Below are 18025 nucleotides of genomic sequence, written 5' to 3'. Positions count from 1 at the left end.
ATGGTCGACATGCTTCGTTGGTTGACCGCTGGTGAGTCCCACGGACCCGAACTCATCGCGATGCTCGAGGGCCTGCCCGCGGGCGTCCCGGTGTCGTTCGAGTCCATCCGCGCCGACCTCGCGCGTCGGAAGCTCGGCTACGGGCGCGGGTCGCGGATGAAGTTCGAGCAGGACGAGCTCCACGTCTCGGGCGGGGTCCGCCACGGGTACTCGCTCGGCAGCCCGATCGCCATCCGCATCGGCAACACCGAGTGGCCCAAGTGGGTCGAGGTCATGAGCCCCGAGCCGGTCGAGTCGACCGAGATGTCCCGTGGTCGCAGCGCGCCCCTGACCCGACCGCGTCCCGGACACGCCGACCTGGTCGGCATGCAGAAGTACGGGTTCGACGAGGCCCGACCGATCCTCGAACGCGCGTCCGCTCGCGAGACGGCGGCGCGGGTCGCCCTCGGCGCGGTCGCGAAGTCCTTCCTGGCCGAGCTCGGCATCCGCTCGATCGCGCACACCCTGCAGGTCGGCACCGTCCGCGTGCCCGACGGCACGCCGCTGCCCCTGCCCGACGACGTCGACCGCCTGGACGAGGACCAGCTCCGCTGTGCCGACCCGGAGACCTCCGCGCGGATGGTCACCGAGGTCGAGGCGGCGAAGAAGGACGGCGACACCCTCGGCGGGGTCGTCGAGGTCCTGTTCTACGGCGTCCCGCCGGGGCTCGGCTCCCACGTGCACTGGGACCGTCGTCTCGACGCACGACTCGCCGCGGCGATCATGGGCATCCAGGCGATCAAGGGCGTCGAGGTCGGCGACGGGTTCGCCACCGCGGGACGCCGTGGGTCCGAGGCGCACGACGAGCTGTACCGCGAGGACGGCGAGATCGTCCGGACGAGCGACCGCGCCGGCGGGACCGAGGGCGGCATGTCCACCGGGACGGTGCTCCGTGTCCGCGCGGGCATGAAGCCCATCGCGACCGTGCCGCACGCCCTGCACACCATCGACGTCGCCACCGGCGAGGACGCGGCCGCCCACCACCAGCGCAGCGACGTCTGCGCGGTGCCGGCCTCGGGCGTCGTCGCCGAGGCCATGGTCGCGCTCGTGCTCGCCGATGCCGTGCTCGAGAAGTTCGGCGGCGACAGCCTGACCGAGACGAAGCGCAACCTCGACGCGTACCTGGCGGCCCTGCCGGAGACCCTGCGCACCCGCCGGACGGACGGCGCTGAGTCGCGCGCGGCCGAGCCCACGACCGTCCGGTGAGCGGCGCCGACGCGTCGACCACCGGCGGTCTCGCGGGCACCGGTGCGCCGGTCGTCGTGATCGGGCCGATGGGGGCCGGCAAGTCGAGCGTCGGCAAGCGCGTCGCCAAGGCCCTGGGCGTGCCGTTCACGGACACCGATCGCGTGATCGCGCGGGAGCACGGCCCGATCCCGGGGATCTTCGCCGACCGCGGTGAGCCGGCGTTCCGCGCGCTCGAGGCCGAGGCCGTGCGCGCAGCCGTCGCGACCGGCGGTGTGGTCTCCGTCGGTGGGGGAGCCGTGACGCACCCGGACACCCGTGCTGCGTTGCGTGGCGCCCGGGTCGTGCTGCTCACCGTGTCACCCGAGGCCGTCGCAGCCCGGATCGCGGGGACCGACCGGCCGCTCCTCGCGCAGGGCGGGATCGACGCGTGGCAGACCATCGCCGACGAGCGGGCGGCGACCTACGCCGAGCTCGCACACGCGACGTTCGACACGTCGCGCCGCCCGATGTCGCACGTCGTCCGGGACGTCGTCGCGTGGGTGACCGAGCAGCAGACCGGCTCCGGCGAGGAGCGCACCGGCTCCGCCGAGGAGCGCACCGACTCCGCTGAGGAGCACATCGGCTCCGACCAGGAGCACACCACCGGAGGGACACCGTGACCGCGTCGAACCTGCCCGAGGGCACCACCGAGATCCGGGTCGGCGGCGAGGGCGGGTCCCTCGTCGTGGTCGGCAACGACCTGTCCGGCTCGGTCCCGTCGCTGCTCGGACCCCGCGTTGCGAAGGTGCTCATCGTGCACGCACCGACCCTGGGAGCGCGGGCGAACGAGCTGCGTGCCGTCCTCGTCGAGGCCGGTCTCGACGCACTGATCGCCGAGGTCCCGGACGCCGAGGCCGCCAAGCGCGTCGAGGTCGCCGCGTTCTGCTGGCAGGTCATGGGGCAGGCGGACTTCACCCGGACCGACGCCGTCATCGGGCTCGGCGGGGGAGCCGTCACCGACCTCGCCGGGTTCGTCGCGGCGACGTGGCTCCGCGGGGTGCCGTTCCTGGCGATGCCGACGAGCGTGCTCGGGCTGGTCGACGCGAGCGTCGGCGGCAAGACCGGCATCAACACCAACGAGGGCAAGAACCTGGTCGGGGCGTTCCACCACCCGCGCGCGGTGGTCGCCGACCTCGACCTCGTCCGGACGCTGCCGAGGAACGACGTGCTCACCGGGTTCGCCGAGATCGTGAAGGCCGGCTTCATCGCCGTCCCCGAGATCCTGGACGTCATCGAGGCCGACGTCGCCCGCGTCACCGACCCGACGACGCCCGAGTTCCGCCGCGTGGTCGAGCTCGCGATCGCGCTGAAGGCCGAGGTGGTGTCGGAGGACTTCACCGAGCAGGGGCGTCGGGAGATCCTCAACTACGGGCACACTCTCGGGCACGCGATCGAGCACGCCGAGCGCTACCAGTGGCGACACGGCGCGGCGGTGTCCGTCGGCATGGTGTTCGCCGCGGAGCTCGCCCGGTTGACGGGCCACCTGGACGACGCCACCGTCGACCGGCACCGCTCGATCCTCGAGTCGCTGGAGCTGCCGACGACCTACGGCCTCGGTCGCTGGGAGGGCCTGCTCGCGACGATGCGGCGCGACAAGAAGGCACGAGTGGGCATGCTGCGCTTCATCATCCTCGACGGGGTCGGCAAGCCCGCCACCCTCGAGGGTCCGGAGGACCACCTGCTGTTCACCGCGTACCAGGAGGTCGGCGTCTAGCCCACCGGCGACCGGTCCGGTCAGCGGAGCTTGCGGCGTGTGCGACGCCACCACCACTTGACGCGGAGCGACACGGTGAGGACGTCGGTCCGCTTCCATTCGCGGAACTCGTCGACGGTGGCTCCGTTCACCCACGCGTAGTACTGCTCGCGCCCGTCGAGGTCGAGATCCGGTGCGTCAGGGAGTGGTCTCCGGAGCGGCATCTGATCCGGTCCTTCCGCGATGGTCGTCGTGGTGGGGTCGGGCTGGGCTTCGGCGGCGATGATGCGACGCAGCGCCTGGGTGGCGAGCCGCCGGTCCGGTTCGGACCACCACGCTACGTCTTCGAGTGCCACGAGCACACGTTTCGAGATGTCGTACTCCGGGCTGTCCCGTCGACGAGCGAGCGCCCAGACGAACCGTGTCCAGGCATGGTCGCGGTCCGCGGACCGTCGCGCCTGGAACGCGCCGAACCAGCTGACGACGGCTGCGGCGATCGACGCCGTCGCAGCGATCGCGGCGGTGGTGAGTGCAGTGTCCATGCCACGAGGGTCGTGCAGTGGACCTGACCTGACGCGTCCGGTCAGCCGACCTGTGGGCGGTGAACTGTGCCTCCCGGCTGTGCAGGGACGGGGCAGGCCCGCAGGCCCGGGGAGCAGACTGGGGCGGTGCCCACCCCGCCCCGCCTGAGCGACCTCGGCCAGCAGGACGTCGCCGCCGGCAGCCTGCGTACCCGTGCCCGACGCTTCGCCGAACTCCTGTCGATCGCCCGCCGCCACGAACTGGTGCCGTTCCGACGGCTCGACTTCTCACGCGACCCGGAGACGTCGGACCTGCGGCGGCGGCAGGCCGAGCACCTGCGTCGCGCCCTCGAGGAGGCGGGCGGCGGGTTCGTGAAGATGGGACAGCTCCTGTCGACGCGCGACGACCTGCTGCCGGACGAGTGGACCGAGGGGCTCGCGCACCTGCAGCGCAGCGTCCGCCCCGCCGACGCGGTCGAGGTCGCGGCGCTCCTCGAGGAGGAGCTGGGCGCGCCCGTCGACGAGGTGTTCGCGTCCTTCGACACCGAACCGGTCGCCGCTGCGTCCATCGCGCAGGTGCACCGGGCCACCCTCCGTGACGGCACCGTCGTCGCCGTGAAGGTCCAGCGACCCGGGATCGACGCCGCGGTCCGGCGCGACGTCGACATCGCGCTGCGGGTCGTCAGGTTCCTGGCCCGGACGAGCACCGAGGCACGACAGGTCGGCGTCGCGGACGTCGCGCAGCAGTACGCCGACGACCTCGTGCGGCAGGTGGACTTCACGTCGGAGATGCGGAACCTCACCGCACTGCGTGCGGCGCAGGCGCGGAGCGCCCGACCGGACGCGGTCGCCTACCCCGAGCCGTACCGCGACCTCTCCGGGCGTCGGGTGATGGTGATGGAGTTCCTCGAGGGCGAGACGCTCAGCGCGGTCCGGGCCGCCGGGGGCGGTCAGGACCTCGACGCCCCGATGCGGGCCGTCCTCGACGCCTTCCTCCGGCAGATCGTCTTCGACGGGATCTACCACGCTGACCTGCACCCGGGCAACGTCGTGCTGCTGCCCGACGGCCGTCCGGCCCTGATCGACTTCGGGTCCGTCGGTCGGCTCGACCCGGGCCTGCGGAGCACCGTGCAGGACCTGCTCGCCGGCTACATCCAGGACGACACCGAGCGGATCGCGGACGCGGTGATGCGCATGGCCCCGGTGCGCGACGTCGAGGACGAGCCGGACTTCCGCCGGGACATCGCCGCGTTCGTCGCGGACGAGCTCGGGCCCGGTGCACGGATCGGCGTCGAGACGGTGGACGACGCCGTCGCCGTGTTCGGGCGCTACCGGCTCAAGCCGCCGCCGGACTTCGTCGCCGCGGCCCGCGCGCTGGCGATCTTCGAGGGCACCCTGCGCAGCCTCGCGCCGTCGTTCGACCTGCTCGAGGAGTCCCGCGACCTGGCCAGGCGGCAGATCCGCGACCAGCTCCGACCGCGAGCGGTCCGGGACCTCGCGGTCCGTGAGCTCTTCGGCGTGGTGTCGGCCGCGCGCAAGCTGCCCCGGCGGGTCGACCGGATCACCGAGGCGCTCGAGACCGGCAGGTTCGCGGTGAACATCCGGCTGTTCTCGGACCGGCGGGACCGCGAGGTGGTCTCCGGTCTGGTCCGGCGCGTCCTGCTCGTCCTGCTCGGAGCGGGCGCCGGCGTGCTGGCGATCGTGTACCTCGCCTCGCCGGCGCGGCCGACCGCGGTGCTCTCGACCGGCGCCGCGGGCGGGATCCTGGGCGGTACCGCCGTGGTGCTGCTGGTGTGGGCCGCGATCGACGCGTGGCGGGCTCGACGCCGGCGGTGACCCACGGGTGGCCGGCCGGGCAGCCACGCCGCCGCCCGCACTGCGCCCCGCCCCGGCCGGTCCGTGCCCGTCCGCTACACTCGACGGGGCGTCGGCGCGGGCACACCCCGCCGTCGCCGGGACCGGACGCACGTCCGGGAGACCTTCACAACACCATCGAACGGAAGACCCATGGCGAGTACCACTGACATCAAGAACGGCGCCGTTCTCATCATCGACGGGCAGCTCTGGTCGGTCGTCGAGTTCCAGCACGTGAAGCCGGGCAAGGGCGGCGCCTTCGTCCGCACCAAGCTCAAGAACGTCGTCTCGGGCAAGGTCGTCGACCGCACGTTCAACGCCGGCGCGAAGATCGACACCGCGACCGTGGACCGCCGCGACTACCAGTACCTGTACCAGGACGGCGAGTCCTACGTCTTCATGGACACCGACACGTACGACCAGGTCCCCGTGTCGGAGACCGTCGTCGGCGACGCCAAGAACTACCTGCTCGAGTCCGCCATGGTCACCATCGCGATGAACGAGGGCAACCCGCTGTACATCGAGCTCCCGACGTCGATCGTCACCGAGGTCGAGACCGAGCCGGGCCTGCAGGGCGACCGTTCCTCCGGTGGCACGAAGGACGCGACCATCATCGCGACCGGTCACCGCATCCAGGTGCCGCTGTACCTGGAGAACGGCACCACCGTGAAGATCGACACGCGCGACGGCAGCTTCCTCGGCCGCGTCAACAACTAGGCGCCGACCACATGAGTGCTCGTTCGAAGGCCCGCAAGCGCGCCCTCGACATGCTCTACGTCGCCGAGGTGCGTGAGCTCCCGATCGCGGACGTCCTGGCGACCGAGACGGTACGGCACCTCGACCAGCCCGAGCGCGCCTCGAGCTGGGACTACGCCCGGCAGATCGTCACCGGCATCGACGACGACCGCGCGGCGATCGACAAGGTGATCGTCGAGCACGCGCAGGGGTGGTCCGTCGCCCGCATGCCCGTCCTCGACCGCTGCATCCTCCGGATGGGCGTCTGGGAGCTCCGGTACAACCCGGAGGTCCCGGACGCGGTCGCGATCGCCGAGGCGGTCGAGCTCGCGCAGTCGCTCTCGACGGAGGACTCGGCCGGCTTCGTGAACGGCGTCCTCGGCGCCGTCGCGGGCGGCCGTGCACCGTCCGGTCGGAGCGCCGACGAGGCTGCCGCACCGTCCGGTCGGACTGTCGCGGGGGACCAGGAGTCCGAGTAGGGTTGTCCACGTCAGCATCCTTTAAGTCCGTCCGGTGAGGCGGGGAAGGAGGTCGGCGTGGGCACCAGAACGGTCCTGCAACACCCCGACATCACGCGTGCTCTGACACGCATCGCGCACGAGATCCTCGAGGCCAACCACGGCGCCTCGGACCTCGTGCTCCTGGGCATCCCGACACGGGGTGCCGTCCTGGCCGAGCGGCTCGACCGCGTCCTGGCCGACATCGAACCCGAGTGGGCAGCGGACCGCGACCAGCGGCTCGGCACGCTCGACGTCACGATGCACCGGGACGACCTCGGCCACGGCATCGGTCGTGCGCCGCACCGCACGACGATCCCGACGAGCGGCATCGACGGCAAGGTCGTCGTGCTGGTCGACGACGTGCTCTACTCGGGTCGCACCGTGCGGGCAGCGCTCGACGCCCTGCAGGGCATCGGCCGGCCCCGGGCGGTGCGGCTCGCGGTGCTCGTCGACCGCGGCCACCGCGAACTGCCCATCCGGGCGGACCACGTCGGCAAGAACCTGCCGACGGCCGCCGACGAGCGGGTCACGCTGCGCCTGACCGAGACGGACGGCACCGACGAGGTCGTCATCGAGCAGCACGAGACGCCGCAGCACACGCCGCAGCACGAGCAGGGGGTCGCCCCGTGAAGCACCTGCTCTCCACCGCCGACCTGTCGCGCGCCGAGGCCGTCCGGATCCTCGACGTCGCCGAGGAGATGGCCGAGGTCAACACCCGCGAGGTCCGGAAGCTCCCGGCCCTCCGCGGCAAGACCGTCGTGAACCTGTTCTTCGAGGACTCGACCCGGACCCGCATCTCGTTCGAGGCAGCCGCCAAGCGGCTCTCCGCCGACGTCATCAACTTCGCGGCGAAGGGCTCCAGCGTCTCGAAGGGCGAGTCGCTGAAGGACACCGTGCAGACCCTCGGTGCGATGGGCATCGACGGCATCGTCATGCGCCACCCGGCGTCGGGAGCCCCGCGGGTCCTCGCCGAGGCCGACTGGATCGACGTCCCGGTCGTGAACGCCGGTGACGGGACGCACGAGCACCCGACGCAGGCCCTGCTCGACGCCTTCACGATGCGCCGACGGATCCACGGCACCGACAGCCGCGGCCGGGCGCTCGACGGCGTCCGCGTGGCGATCGTCGGTGACGTCCTGCACAGCCGTGTCGCCCGGAGCAACGCCTGGCTGCTGCGCACGCTCGGTGCCGAGGTGACCTTCGCCGCGCCGCCCACGCTGCTGCCCGCGGTCGACCGTCCGTTCGGCGCCGCCGTGCACCACGACCTGGACGCCGCCCTCGGGGAGGACCCGGACGTCGTGATGCTGCTCCGCATCCAGCAGGAGCGGATGAACGACGCGTTCTTCCCGAACCCGCGCGAGTACACGCGGCACTTCGGCCTGACGGCGGCACGGGCGGCGGCCCTCTCGGAGCGCACGCTGATCATGCACCCGGGCCCGATGAACCGCGGCCTGGAGATCGCCGGCGTCGCCGCCGACGACCCGCGCTCGACCGTCGTCGAGCAGGTCGCCAACGGCGTGTCGGTCCGCATGGCCGTCCTGTACCTCGCCCTGACCGGCGAGCACGAACCGAAGGAGCCCGTCGCATGACCGCCCACCTCATCCGCGGCGCCCAGCTGGTCGACGGCTCGCGTGCCGACATCCGCCTGGAGGGACGACGCATCACCGCGGTCGGCTCCGGTCTCGACACGGTCGGCGCGACGGTCGTGGACGCGGACGGTCTGCTCGCCCTGCCCGGGCTCGTGGACCTCCACACGCACCTCCGTGAGCCCGGCTCCGAGGAGTCGGAGACCGTCCTGACCGGCTCGCGGGCCGCGGCAGCCGGCGGCTTCACCGCGGTGAACGCGATGGCGAACTCGTCGCCGGTCGCCGACACCGCCGGTGTGGTCGAGCAGGTGCAGGCGCTCGGCGACGACGCCGGGTACGTGACGGTCCGCCCGATCGGCGCGGTGTCCCAGGGGCTGCAGGGCACGCACCTGTCCGAGATCGGCGCGATGGCGACCTCGCGCGCCCGGGTCCGGGTGTTCTCGGACGACGGCTCCTGCGTGTCGGACCCGCTCCTCATGCGCCGGGCGCTCGAGTACGTCAAGGGCTTCGGCGGTGTGCTCGCACAGCACGCGCAGGAGCCCCGGCTGACGATCGGCGCGCAGATGAACGAGGGCCGGCTCTCGTCGGAGCTCGGGCTCGCCGGGTGGCCGGCCGTCGCCGAGGAGGCGATCATCGCCCGCGACGTCCTGCTCGCCGACCACGTGGGCGCACGGCTGCACGTCTGCCACGTCTCGACCGCCGGCAGCGTCGAGGTGATCCGCTGGGCGAAGTCCCGCGGCATCGACGTCACCGCCGAGGTCACACCGCACCACCTGACCCTGACCGAGGACCTCATCGCGGGGATCGACGGCGCACCCGGGTACGACGCCCGGTACAAGGTGAACCCACCGTTGCGCTCCCGCGAGGACGTCGACGCGCTGCGCGGAGCACTGGCCGACGGCACGATCGACATCGTCGCGACCGACCACGCGCCGCACACCGCCGAGGCGAAGTGCTGCGAGTGGCCGGCCGCGGCGAACGGCATGGTCGGGCTCGAGTCCGCGCTGAGCGTCGTGCACGCCGCCGTGGTCGAGGACGGCCGGCTCGACTGGGCCGACGTCGCCCGCGTGCTGTCCGAGGCACCGGCGCGCATCGGCCAGGTCGAGGGGCACGGTCAGCGCATCGCCGAGGGTGCCCCCGCCGAGCTGACGCTGTACGACCCCGCGGCGGTGCGGGAGTTCTCGGTCGACGACCTGCACGGCCAGTCGCAGAACTCGCCGTACCTCGGCATGCGGCTGCCCGGCAGGGTGGTCGCGACCTTCCACCACGGCTACCCGACGCTGCTCGACGGCGTGCTCGTCGACACCGAGACCGTCGCCGCGGCCGCAGCCGCGACCCCGTCGGCGCGGTCGACGAAGGCGGCGTCCGCGTGAGCCGGGCGGTGACACGGTGAGCGGCGACGCGCTGCGCTGGCTGACCGGAGCGGCGATCCTGCTCCTGGTGGCCGCGCTGTTCGTCGCGATGGCGCGCACCTGGCGGACCCGGACCCGCGCGCAGACGGCAGCCGTGCCTCCGGTCCCGGTCCCGACCGGGCTGGGACCGGCGGTCGGGTCGTGGGACGGGTTCACGGTCGCGACGACCCGCGCCGACGCGCCGCTCGAGCGGATCACGGCAGGCGGTCTCGGGTTCCGGGGCCGCGGCGGCGTGACCGTGCACGACACCGGCGTGGTCCTGCACCACGCCGGAGCCGAGGACCGGTGGATCGCCGCGACCGCCGTCCGCGGCGCCGACCGGGCCACCGCGGCCATCGACCGCGTGGTCGAACCCGGGGGACTGGTCCGTCTGCGATGGACGGCGACCGGCGCCGCAGCAGCGACGGACCTCGACACCTACTTCCGGTTCCCGGAGGGCGGCGCAGCAGCACTCGCCGCCCTGCAGGGACTGACGACGACGCACGAACACCCGCACACCGCGGGCGAAGGGACGAACTGATGACACGCGAACGGGCCGTACTGGTCCTCGAGGACGGCACCCGCTACGACGGACGGGCGTACGGCGCCCGAGGCCGATCCCTGGGAGAGGTCGTCTTCGCCACCGGCATGACCGGCTACCAGGAGACGCTGACCGACCCGTCCTACGCCGGACAGATCGTGGTGCAGACCGCGCCGCACATCGGCAACACCGGTGTCAACGACGAGGACCCCGAGTCCCGTCGCATCTGGGTCGCCGGGTACGTGGTGCGCGACCCCAGCCGCGTCGTGTCGAACCACCGCGCGAACGCGACGCTGGACGACCACCTGGTGCGCGACGGCATCGTCGGCATCTCCGGGATCGACACGCGCGCGCTCACCCGCCGGATCCGCGACGCCGGCGCCATGAAGGGCGGCGTGTTCAGCGGCGCCGACGCGGACCTGTCCGCCGAGGAGCAGCTCCGGGCCGTGCGCGAGCAGGCCGCGATGACCGGCGCGAGCTTCTCGTCGATCGTGTCGACCCCGGAGACCTACGTGGTCCCCGCCGTCGGCGAGCAGATCGGCCGGCTCGCCGTGCTCGACCTCGGTGTCAAGGCCTCGACCACCCGCTACCTCGCCGAGCGCGGGTTCGAGGTGCACGTCGTGCCGCAGGACATCACGTCCGAGGCGCTGCAGCAGCTCGACCCGGACGCGCTGTTCTACTCGAACGGCCCGGGTGACCCCGCCGCGAGCGACGCGCAGGTGTCCCTGCTGCAGGAGTCCCTGCGGACCGGCCGCCCGTTCTTCGGCATCTGCTTCGGCAACCAGCTCCTCGGTCGCGCGCTCGGCTTCGGCACGTACAAGCTGCCGTTCGGCCACCGCGGCATCAACCAGCCCGTGCTCGACACCGCCACCGGCAAGGTCGAGATCACGAGCCAGAACCACGGCTTCGCGGTCGACGCGCCCCTGGGCGAGGTGCTCGAGTCGCCGGCCGGGTTCGGGCGGGTCGAGGTCTCGCACTACTCCCTGAACGACGACGTGGTCGAGGGCCTCCGCGCGCTCGACGTGCCCGCGTTCAGCGTGCAGTACCACCCCGAGGCGGCGGCCGGCCCGCACGACTCCATGTACCTGTTCGACCGGTTCGCGGACCTGGTCCGTGCGCGACGCGACGGGGAGCCGCTCGACGCGGCGACCGCCACCGCCACGACCCCCGCAGCCGACCCGACGACCGACGCCGGCGCGTCGGCCGCGCAGAACGAAAGCAGCAACTGATGCCGAAGCGCGCAGACATCAACTCCGTCCTCGTCATCGGCTCGGGCCCGATCGTCATCGGTCAGGCCGCCGAGTTCGACTACTCCGGCACCCAGGCGTGCCGCGTGCTCCGCGCCGAGGGCGTCCGGGTCATCCTCGTCAACCCGAACCCGGCGACGATCATGACCGACCCGGACTTCGCCGACGCGACGTACATCGAGCCGATCACCAGCGCCTCGCTCGAGGAGATCATCAAGATCGAGCGTCCGGACGCGGTCCTGCCGACGCTCGGCGGCCAGACGGCGCTCAACGCCGCGATCAAGCTCGACGCCGAGGGCATCCTCGCGAAGTACGACGTCGAGCTCATCGGTGCGAAGGTCGACGCGATCCAGCGCGGCGAGGACCGCCAGCTCTTCAAGGAGCTCGTGCTCGAGTCCGGCGCCGACGTCGCCCGCAGCCACATCGCGCACACGCTGGACGAGGCGAAGGCGTTCGCGCAGGACCTCGGCTACCCGCTCGTCGTCCGGCCGTCCTTCACCATGGGCGGTCTCGGCTCCGGCTTCGCGTACAACGAGGAGGAGCTCGTCCGCTTCGTCGGCGACGGCCTGCAGTCCAGCCCGACCACCGAGGTGCTCCTCGAGGAGTCCATCCTCGGTTGGAAGGAGTACGAGCTCGAGCTGATGCGGGACAACTTCGACAACACGGTCGTGATCTGCTCGATCGAGAACGTCGACCCGGTGGGCGTGCACACGGGTGACTCGATCACCGTCGCCCCCGCGCTGACGCTGACCGACCGTGAGTACCAGAACATGCGGAACATCGGCATCGACATCATCCGTCGCGTCGGTGTCGACACCGGTGGCTGCAACATCCAGTTCGCGGTCGACCCGTCGAACGGGCGCCTGATCGTCATCGAGATGAACCCGCGTGTCTCCCGCTCGTCCGCGCTCGCGTCGAAGGCGACCGGCTTCCCGATCGCGAAGATCGCCGCGAAGCTCGCGATCGGGTACCGCCTCGACGAGATCGAGAACGACATCACCCGGGTGACGCCGGCGAGCTTCGAGCCGACGCTCGACTACGTCGTCGTGAAGACCCCGCGGTTCGCGTTCGAGAAGTTCCCGGCGGCCGACGCCACGCTCACCACGACCATGAAGAGCGTCGGCGAGGCGATGGCCATCGGCCGCAACTACGCAACGGCGCTGCAGAAGTCCCTGCGGAGCCTCGAGAAGCGCGGGTCGAGCTTCCACTGGGACACCCCGGCGGCCGAGCTCGACAAGGACGCGCTGCTGTCGAGGGCCCAGGTGCCGACCGACGGTCGCATCGTGACCGTGCAGCAGGCCCTGGTCGCCGGCGCCACTGCGGACGAGGTGTTCGAGGCCACGAAGATCGACCCGTGGTTCATCGACCAGATCGTCCTCATCAACGAGGTCGCCGACGAGGTGCGTGCGGCGGAGACGCTCGACGCGGACACCCTGCGCTGGGCGAAGGAGCACGGCTTCAGCGACGCCCAGATCGCGTCCCTGCGCGGCATCTCCGAGCAGGAGGCACGCGACGCCCGTCACGCGCTCGGCATCCGCCCGGTCTTCAAGACGGTGGACACCTGCGCCGGTGAGTTCCCGGCCCTCACGCCGTACCACTACTCGTCGTACGACGCGGAGACCGAGGTCGCCCCGAGCGACCGGAAGAAGGTCGTCATCCTCGGCTCCGGCCCGAACCGCATCGGTCAGGGCGTCGAGTTCGACTACTCGTGCGTGCACGCCTCGTTCGCACTGAGCGACGCCGGCTACGAGACGATCATGATCAACTGCAACCCCGAGACGGTCTCCACCGACTACGACACCTCGGACCGGCTCTACTTCGAGCCGCTCACCACCGAGGACGTCCTCGAGGTCATCGAGGCCGAGGCGGCCTCCGGTGAGCTGGTCGGCGTCGTCGTCCAGCTCGGCGGGCAGACCGCCCTCGGCCTGGCGAAGCCCCTCGAGGCCGCCGGCATCCCGATCCTCGGCACGACCCCGAGCGCGATCGACTCCGCCGAGGAGCGTGGCCAGTTCGCCGCGATCCTCGAGCAGGCCGGGCTGCTCGCACCGCGGAACGGCACGGCCCACGACCTCGCGAGCGCGACCGCGGTCGCCGAGGAGATCGGCTACCCGGTCCTCGTCCGCCCGTCCTTCGTGCTCGGCGGACGCGGCATGGAGATCGTCTACGACCCGGCCGCCCTGGCGGACTACTTCGACCGGATGGCCGACCAGGCGATCATCGGTCCGGACCTGCCGCTGCTGGTCGACCGGTTCCTCGACGACGCGGTGGAGATCGACGTCGACGCGCTCTTCGACGGCGAGCGGCTCTACGTCGGCGGCATCATGGAGCACATCGAGGAGGCCGGCATCCACTCCGGCGACTCGGCCTGCACCCTGCCGCCGGTCGGACTCGGCAAGGCGGAGATCCGCGGCGTGGTCGAGGCCACCGAGAAGATCGCCCGCGGCATCGGCGTGCAGGGCCTGCTGAACGTGCAGTTCGCGATCGGTGCGGGCGTGCTCTACGTCCTCGAGGCGAACCCGCGCGCCAGCCGCACGGTCCCGTTCGTGTCGAAGGCACTCGGCATCCCGCTCGCCAAGGCGGCCTCCCGCGTGATGACCGGCACCTCGATCGACGCGCTCGTCGCCGAGGGGATGCTGCCGGAGCGGGACGGCTCCTCGGTGCCGCCGCAGGCACCGGTCGCCGTCAAGGAGGCCGTGCTGCCCTTCCGCCGCTTCCGCACCCACGACGGCCAGGTCGTCGACTCGGTGCTCAGCCCCGAGATGCGCTCCACGGGCGAGGTGATGGGCATCGACCGCGACTTCCCGCGGGCGTTCCTCAAGTCGCAGGACGCCGCGTACGGCGGCCTGCCGACGAGCGGCACGGTCTTCGTGAGCGTCGCGGACACCGACAAGCGCCAGGTCGTCCTGCCCGTGCACCGCCTGCAGCAGCTCGGCTTCACGATCACCGCGACCGAGGGGACCGCCGAGGTCCTGCGCCGCAACGGCATCGAGGTCACCCTGGTCGGCAAGTACAGCGAGGGCGGTGAGAGCGTGGTCGACCTGCTCGCCCGCGACGCGGTCGACATCGTCATCAACACGCCCTCCGGCGCCGCCGGTCGTGCGGACGGCTACGAGATCCGTGCGGCCACGGTCGCCGCGGACAAGCCGCTCTTCACGACGATCGCGCAGCTCGGTGCGGCCGTCGCCGCGATCGAGACGATCGGCACCCCGCTCAGCGCCCGCAGCTTGCAGGACTACGCGCTCGAGCGCGCGACCTGGTGAGCGACGGACGGACGGGAGGCCCGGCCTCCTTCGGTGTCCGCCTCGCCGCCGCCGTGGGGGAGCGTTCCCCCCTGTGCGTCGGCATCGACCCCCACGCCGCCACCCTGGCGGCGTGGGGGCTCGGCCGCGACGAGCAGGGCCTCACCGCCTTCGGCGCGACCCTGGTCGACGCGGCCGCCGGCCGCGCCGCGATCGTGAAGCCGCAGATCGCCTTCTTCGAGGCGGCCGGGGTCCCCGGCTACCGCGCGCTCGACGCGACCCTGCGTCGGGCACGCGATGCGGGCCTCCTGGTCGTCGCCGACGTGAAGCGGGGCGACATCGGCTCGACCGGCGACGACTACGCGCTCGCGTGGCTCGACCGCGACGGGCCGTTCCGGGCGGACGCGATGACGGTCTCGCCGTACCTCGGGTACGGGTCCCTCGCCGGCACGGTCGACGTCGCCCGACGGAACGGTGCGGGCGTCTTCGTGCTCGCGGCGACGAGCAACCCGGAGGCGCGCGTGCTCCAGACGGCCGTGCTCGCCGAGGGGCCGCGTGCCGGACGGTCCGTCGCTGCCGGTATCGTCCTTGCTGTGGCAGACGACAACCGGACCGGCGGCGAGCAGCCGCTCGGGGACGTCGGGCTCGTGCTCGGCGCCACCCTCGACCTCGACGACTTCGGCATCGACGCGGGCGCCATCGGCAACGCGCCGGTGCTCGCCCCGGGCTTCGGTGCCCAGGGTGCCCGGATCGAGGACCTGCGCGCCCGGTACGGTGCGCGGGCCGAGCAGGTCCTGGTGAACGAGTCGCGCGGGTTGCTGACCGACGGCCCGGACGGGGTCGCCGCGCTGGTGCAGGACCGCGTGGACCGCATCCACGCCGCACTCGGGGCCGCCGCGTGACGGACCAGACGCCCACGGACCAGACGCCCGGCTCCGGGACCCCGGACCGCAGCGACCTGCCCGCGCACCGCAACCCGCCGGAGGTCGACCGCGTCGCCGCCGCCCGCGCGGCGGTCGCCGCTCGGCGCGCCCGTGCTGCCGTCAAGGCGCAGGTGGCGTCGGGGGAGCGCAGCGCCCTCGAGGTCGCTCGCGCCGCGTGGTCCGACGCGGACCTGCCCGCCGAGAAGTCGCTGCGCGTGCGCGACCTGCTCACGAGCATGTCCGGGATCGGCCCGGCGCGTGCCGAGGCCGTGATGGGGGAGCTCCGCATCGCCCCGTCGAAGCGGCTCGGCGGGCTCGGCACCCGGCAGCGCTCCGCCCTGGCCGACTGGCTCGCCGCCCGCGGCCGGAAGCGCGGTGCGTCGAAGCTCGTCGTGCTGGCCGGACCGACCGCCGTCGGCAAGGGCACCGTGAGCGCGCACATCCGCGAGCACTTCCCCGACGTGGACCTCAGCGTGTCGGCGACGACCCGGAAGCCCCGCCCGGGCGAGGTCGACGGCGTGCACTACTACTTCGTGGACGACGCCGAGTTCGACCGGATGATCCGGGACCGCGAGCTGCTCGAGTGGGCCGTGGTGCACAACTCCTACCGGTACGGCACGCCACGGCCGCCGATCGACCGCGCGCTCGACGCCGGCGACAAGGTGCTGCTCGAGATCGACCTGCAGGGTGCTCGGCAGGTCCGCGACGCCATGCCCGAGGCCGTGCTCGTGTTCCTGCTGCCGCCGACGTGGGAGGAACTCGTCCGGCGGCTCATCGGTCGCGGGACCGAGTCCGCCGAGGAACAGGCACGCCGACTCGAGACCGCGAAGGTCGAACTGGCCGCGCAGGACGAGTTCGACGTGCGCATCGTGAACTCGGATGTCGGCACCGCGGCACGCGAGGTCGTAGACTTGTTCTCTGCGCCCTGACACGGCGCACCCGCGCGCGCCTCCTCGGCGTCGCGCCCGCGCAGCCCGACCGCGGTCGGGCGGTCCGATCCGGTCGGACCCGCGCCCCACGCACCCGCAGCCGACAGGAGACACCATGGCCAACCCCCAGGGCATCATCGACCCGCCCATCGACGACCTGCTCGCCAAGGTGGAGTCGAAGTACGCGCTCGTCATCTTCGCCTCGAAGCGCGCCCGTCAGATCAATGACTACTACGCCGACCTGCACGAGGGGTCGCTGTTCGACAACGTCGGTCCGCTCGTCGACTCCACGATCGACGACAAGCCGCTGTCCGTTGCTCTGCACGAGATCAACGAGGACAAGCTGACCGTCACCAAGCAGCAGCAGCCCACCGACTGACCCCGGTGAGCGGCACCAACCTGCGCCTCTTCACGTCCGAGTCGGTGACGGAGGGGCACCCCGACAAGATCTGCGACCAGATCTCGGACACGATCCTCGACGCGCTGCTCACGGTCGACCCGCACGCGCGCGTCGCCGTGGAGACGATGGTCACCACCGGGCTCGTGCACGTCGCGGGCGAGGTCACCACGTCCGGCTACGTCGAGATCCCGAAGCTGGTCCGCGACGTCATCACGGGCATCGGGTACAACTCGTCCGAGGTCTCCTTCGACGGCCGCACCTGCGGTGTCGAGGTGTCGATCGGTGCGCAGTCGCCGGACATCGCCCAGGGCGTCGACGAGTCGCTCGACAGCCGGTCCGGTGCGGGCATCGACGAGCTCGACCGCCAGGGCGCCGGCGACCAGGGCATCATGTTCGGCTTCGCGACGAACGAGACGCCCGAGTACATGCCCGTCGCGATCTGGCTCGCGCACCGCCTGGCGGAGCGGCTGGCCGAGGTCCGCAAGAGCGGGCAGCTCGACTACCTCCGCCCGGACGGCAAGACCCAGGTCACCGTCGGCTACGACGGCGTCGTGCCGAAGACCGTCGAGACGGTGGTGCTCTCCACGCAGCACTCGCCCGCGGTCACGCTCGACGAGCTCACCGCGCAGATCACGGAGCACGTCATCCGTCCGGTGCTCGACCTGGTCGACCTCGACTCATCGCACGTCGACGTGATCGTGAACCCGACCGGTCGCTTCGAGATCGGCGGCCCGCAGGGCGACGCCGGACTCACCGGACGCAAGGTCATCGTCGACACGTACGGCGGGGCCTCCCGCCACGGTGGCGGCGCGTTCAGCGGCAAGGACCCGTCGAAGGTCGACCGCTCGGCCGCCTACGCGCTCCGCTGGGTCGCGAAGAACGCCGTCGCCGCGGGGCTCGCGGACCGGCTCGAGGTCCAGGTCGCCTACGCGATCGGCCGCGCGAAGCCCGTCGGTCTGTACGTCGAGTCGTTCGGCACCGGACACGTCGACGACGCCACGATCGAGGCCGCCATCACCGAGGTGTTCGACCTGCGTCCCGCCGCGATCATCCGCGACCTCGACCTGCTCAAGCCCCGGTACGCCCAGACCGCGGCGTACGGCCACTTCGGCCGCGAGCTGCCGGGCTTCACCTGGGAGCAGCTCGACCGCGTCGAGGAGCTCCGCGCCGCAGCAGGACTCGTCACCGCCGCCGTCTAGG

17 protein-coding genes are annotated in these 18025 nt (G+C 72.2%); 16 read left to right on the top strand and 1 reads right to left on the bottom strand.

All coding sequences use genetic code 11. The annotated features are described in order from the left end of the window. Positions 1–9 precede the first annotated feature (9 nt). Genes aroC through aroB form a run of 3 tightly spaced genes read left to right on the top strand, consistent with a single transcriptional unit; the run spans position 10 to position 2980 of the window. Entirely contained in the window at positions 10–1245 is a 1236-nt protein-coding gene (aroC, locus tag PIJ49_RS03165) for a chorismate synthase (RefSeq protein ID WP_066658306.1), read from the top strand. Then, on the top strand, positions 1242–1886 hold the full coding sequence (locus PIJ49_RS03160) for a shikimate kinase (RefSeq protein ID WP_400429041.1): 645 nt from the start codon (positions 1242–1244) through the stop codon (positions 1884–1886). The genes aroC and PIJ49_RS03160 overlap by 4 nt, the downstream gene beginning before the upstream one ends. Further along, entirely contained in the window at positions 1883–2980 is a 1098-nt protein-coding gene (aroB, locus tag PIJ49_RS03155; RefSeq protein WP_442874590.1) for a 3-dehydroquinate synthase, read from the top strand. Before PIJ49_RS03160 ends, aroB begins: the two co-directional genes overlap by 4 nt. 20 nt (positions 2981–3000) lie before the next feature. Here the strand turns inward: aroB and PIJ49_RS03150 are convergent, their stop codons facing one another. Continuing rightward, positions 3001–3501, bottom strand: a complete 501-nt coding sequence (locus PIJ49_RS03150) for a hypothetical protein (RefSeq protein ID WP_271825765.1) — start codon at positions 3499–3501, stop codon at positions 3001–3003. Positions 3502–3627: 126 nt separating this feature from the next. On the opposite strand from PIJ49_RS03150, the gene PIJ49_RS03145 reads away from it, so the two are divergent. From PIJ49_RS03145 to metK, 13 genes are all read left to right on the top strand, one after another. Then, on the top strand, positions 3628–5316 hold the full coding sequence (locus PIJ49_RS03145; protein ID WP_066654545.1) for an ABC1 kinase family protein: 1689 nt from the start codon (positions 3628–3630) through the stop codon (positions 5314–5316). A gap of 171 nt (positions 5317–5487) precedes the next feature. Next, a complete protein-coding gene (gene efp, locus PIJ49_RS03140; protein WP_058729119.1) occupies positions 5488–6051 on the top strand; it encodes an elongation factor P in 564 nt (187 codons plus the stop codon). 11 nt (positions 6052–6062) lie between these two features. Beyond that, positions 6063–6548, top strand: coding sequence for a transcription antitermination factor NusB (gene nusB / locus PIJ49_RS03135; protein WP_066654543.1), 486 nt, complete (start codon positions 6063–6065; stop codon positions 6546–6548). 57 nt (positions 6549–6605) lie between these two features. Then, positions 6606–7199: a bifunctional pyr operon transcriptional regulator/uracil phosphoribosyltransferase PyrR gene (gene pyrR / locus PIJ49_RS03130; RefSeq protein ID WP_066654541.1), complete on the top strand. Its 594-nt coding sequence runs from the start codon at positions 6606–6608 to the stop codon at positions 7197–7199. Further along, the gene (locus PIJ49_RS03125) at positions 7196–8158 is read left to right on the top strand and encodes an aspartate carbamoyltransferase catalytic subunit (protein ID WP_066654539.1); all 963 of its coding nucleotides are present in this window, start codon (positions 7196–7198) and stop codon (positions 8156–8158) included. The genes pyrR and PIJ49_RS03125 overlap by 4 nt, the downstream gene beginning before the upstream one ends. Next, complete coding sequence (locus PIJ49_RS03120) at positions 8155–9528, top strand: dihydroorotase (RefSeq protein WP_271825758.1); 1374 nt, start codon at positions 8155–8157, stop codon at positions 9526–9528. The genes PIJ49_RS03125 and PIJ49_RS03120 overlap by 4 nt, the downstream gene beginning before the upstream one ends. Positions 9529–9544: 16 nt before the next feature. Beyond that, positions 9545–10087: a PH-like domain-containing protein gene (locus PIJ49_RS03115; RefSeq protein ID WP_251155037.1), complete on the top strand. Its 543-nt coding sequence runs from the start codon at positions 9545–9547 to the stop codon at positions 10085–10087. After that, entirely contained in the window at positions 10087–11316 is a 1230-nt protein-coding gene (gene carA, locus PIJ49_RS03110) for a glutamine-hydrolyzing carbamoyl-phosphate synthase small subunit (RefSeq protein ID WP_209682459.1), read from the top strand. The genes PIJ49_RS03115 and carA overlap by 1 nt, the downstream gene beginning before the upstream one ends. Next, positions 11316–14594: a carbamoyl-phosphate synthase large subunit gene (gene carB / locus PIJ49_RS03105; protein ID WP_271825756.1), complete on the top strand. Its 3279-nt coding sequence runs from the start codon at positions 11316–11318 to the stop codon at positions 14592–14594. Before carA ends, carB begins: the two co-directional genes overlap by 1 nt. After that, entirely contained in the window at positions 14591–15475 is an 885-nt protein-coding gene (pyrF, locus tag PIJ49_RS03100; RefSeq protein ID WP_081984888.1) for an orotidine-5'-phosphate decarboxylase, read from the top strand. The genes carB and pyrF overlap by 4 nt, the downstream gene beginning before the upstream one ends. Positions 15476–15531: 56 nt before the next feature. Then, complete coding sequence (gene gmk, locus PIJ49_RS03095) at positions 15532–16425, top strand: guanylate kinase (RefSeq protein WP_066658295.1); 894 nt, start codon at positions 15532–15534, stop codon at positions 16423–16425. 115 nt (positions 16426–16540) lie between these two features. Further along, positions 16541–16804 carry a DNA-directed RNA polymerase subunit omega gene (gene rpoZ, locus PIJ49_RS03090; protein WP_022906709.1) on the top strand — a complete coding sequence of 88 codons (264 nt, stop codon included), beginning with the start codon at positions 16541–16543 and terminating at the stop codon, positions 16802–16804. Positions 16805–16809: 5 nt separating this feature from the next. Continuing rightward, on the top strand, positions 16810–18024 hold the full coding sequence (gene metK, locus PIJ49_RS03085; protein WP_271825751.1) for a methionine adenosyltransferase: 1215 nt from the start codon (positions 16810–16812) through the stop codon (positions 18022–18024). Position 18025: the final 1 nt, after the last annotated feature.

It is taken from the genome of Curtobacterium uvaldense (genome assembly GCF_028307415.1).
GTDB lineage: Bacteria > Actinomycetota > Actinomycetes > Actinomycetales > Microbacteriaceae > Curtobacterium.
Note: the sequence above shows the minus strand (reverse complement) of the source record. Positions and strands in the feature narration are given on the sequence as shown.

Bases quoted from the DNA above. Each gene is read 5' to 3' on its own strand.
- rpoZ (WP_022906709.1), top strand. From the start codon at position 16,541: ATGGCCAACCCCCAGGGCATCATCGACCCGCCCATCGACGACCTGCTC.
- PIJ49_RS03120 (WP_271825758.1), top strand. From the start codon at position 8,155: ATGACCGCCCACCTCATCCGCGGCGCCCAGCTGGTCGACGGCTCGCGT.
- carA (WP_209682459.1), top strand. From the start codon at position 10,087: ATGACACGCGAACGGGCCGTACTGGTCCTCGAGGACGGCACCCGCTAC.
- PIJ49_RS03150 (WP_271825765.1), bottom strand. From the start codon at position 3,501: ATGGACACTGCACTCACCACCGCCGCGATCGCTGCGACGGCGTCGATC.
- aroC (WP_066658306.1), top strand. From the start codon at position 10: ATGCTTCGTTGGTTGACCGCTGGTGAGTCCCACGGACCCGAACTCATC.
- efp (WP_058729119.1), top strand. From the start codon at position 5,488: ATGGCGAGTACCACTGACATCAAGAACGGCGCCGTTCTCATCATCGAC.
- carB (WP_271825756.1), top strand. From the start codon at position 11,316: ATGCCGAAGCGCGCAGACATCAACTCCGTCCTCGTCATCGGCTCGGGC.
- nusB (WP_066654543.1), top strand. From the start codon at position 6,063: ATGAGTGCTCGTTCGAAGGCCCGCAAGCGCGCCCTCGACATGCTCTAC.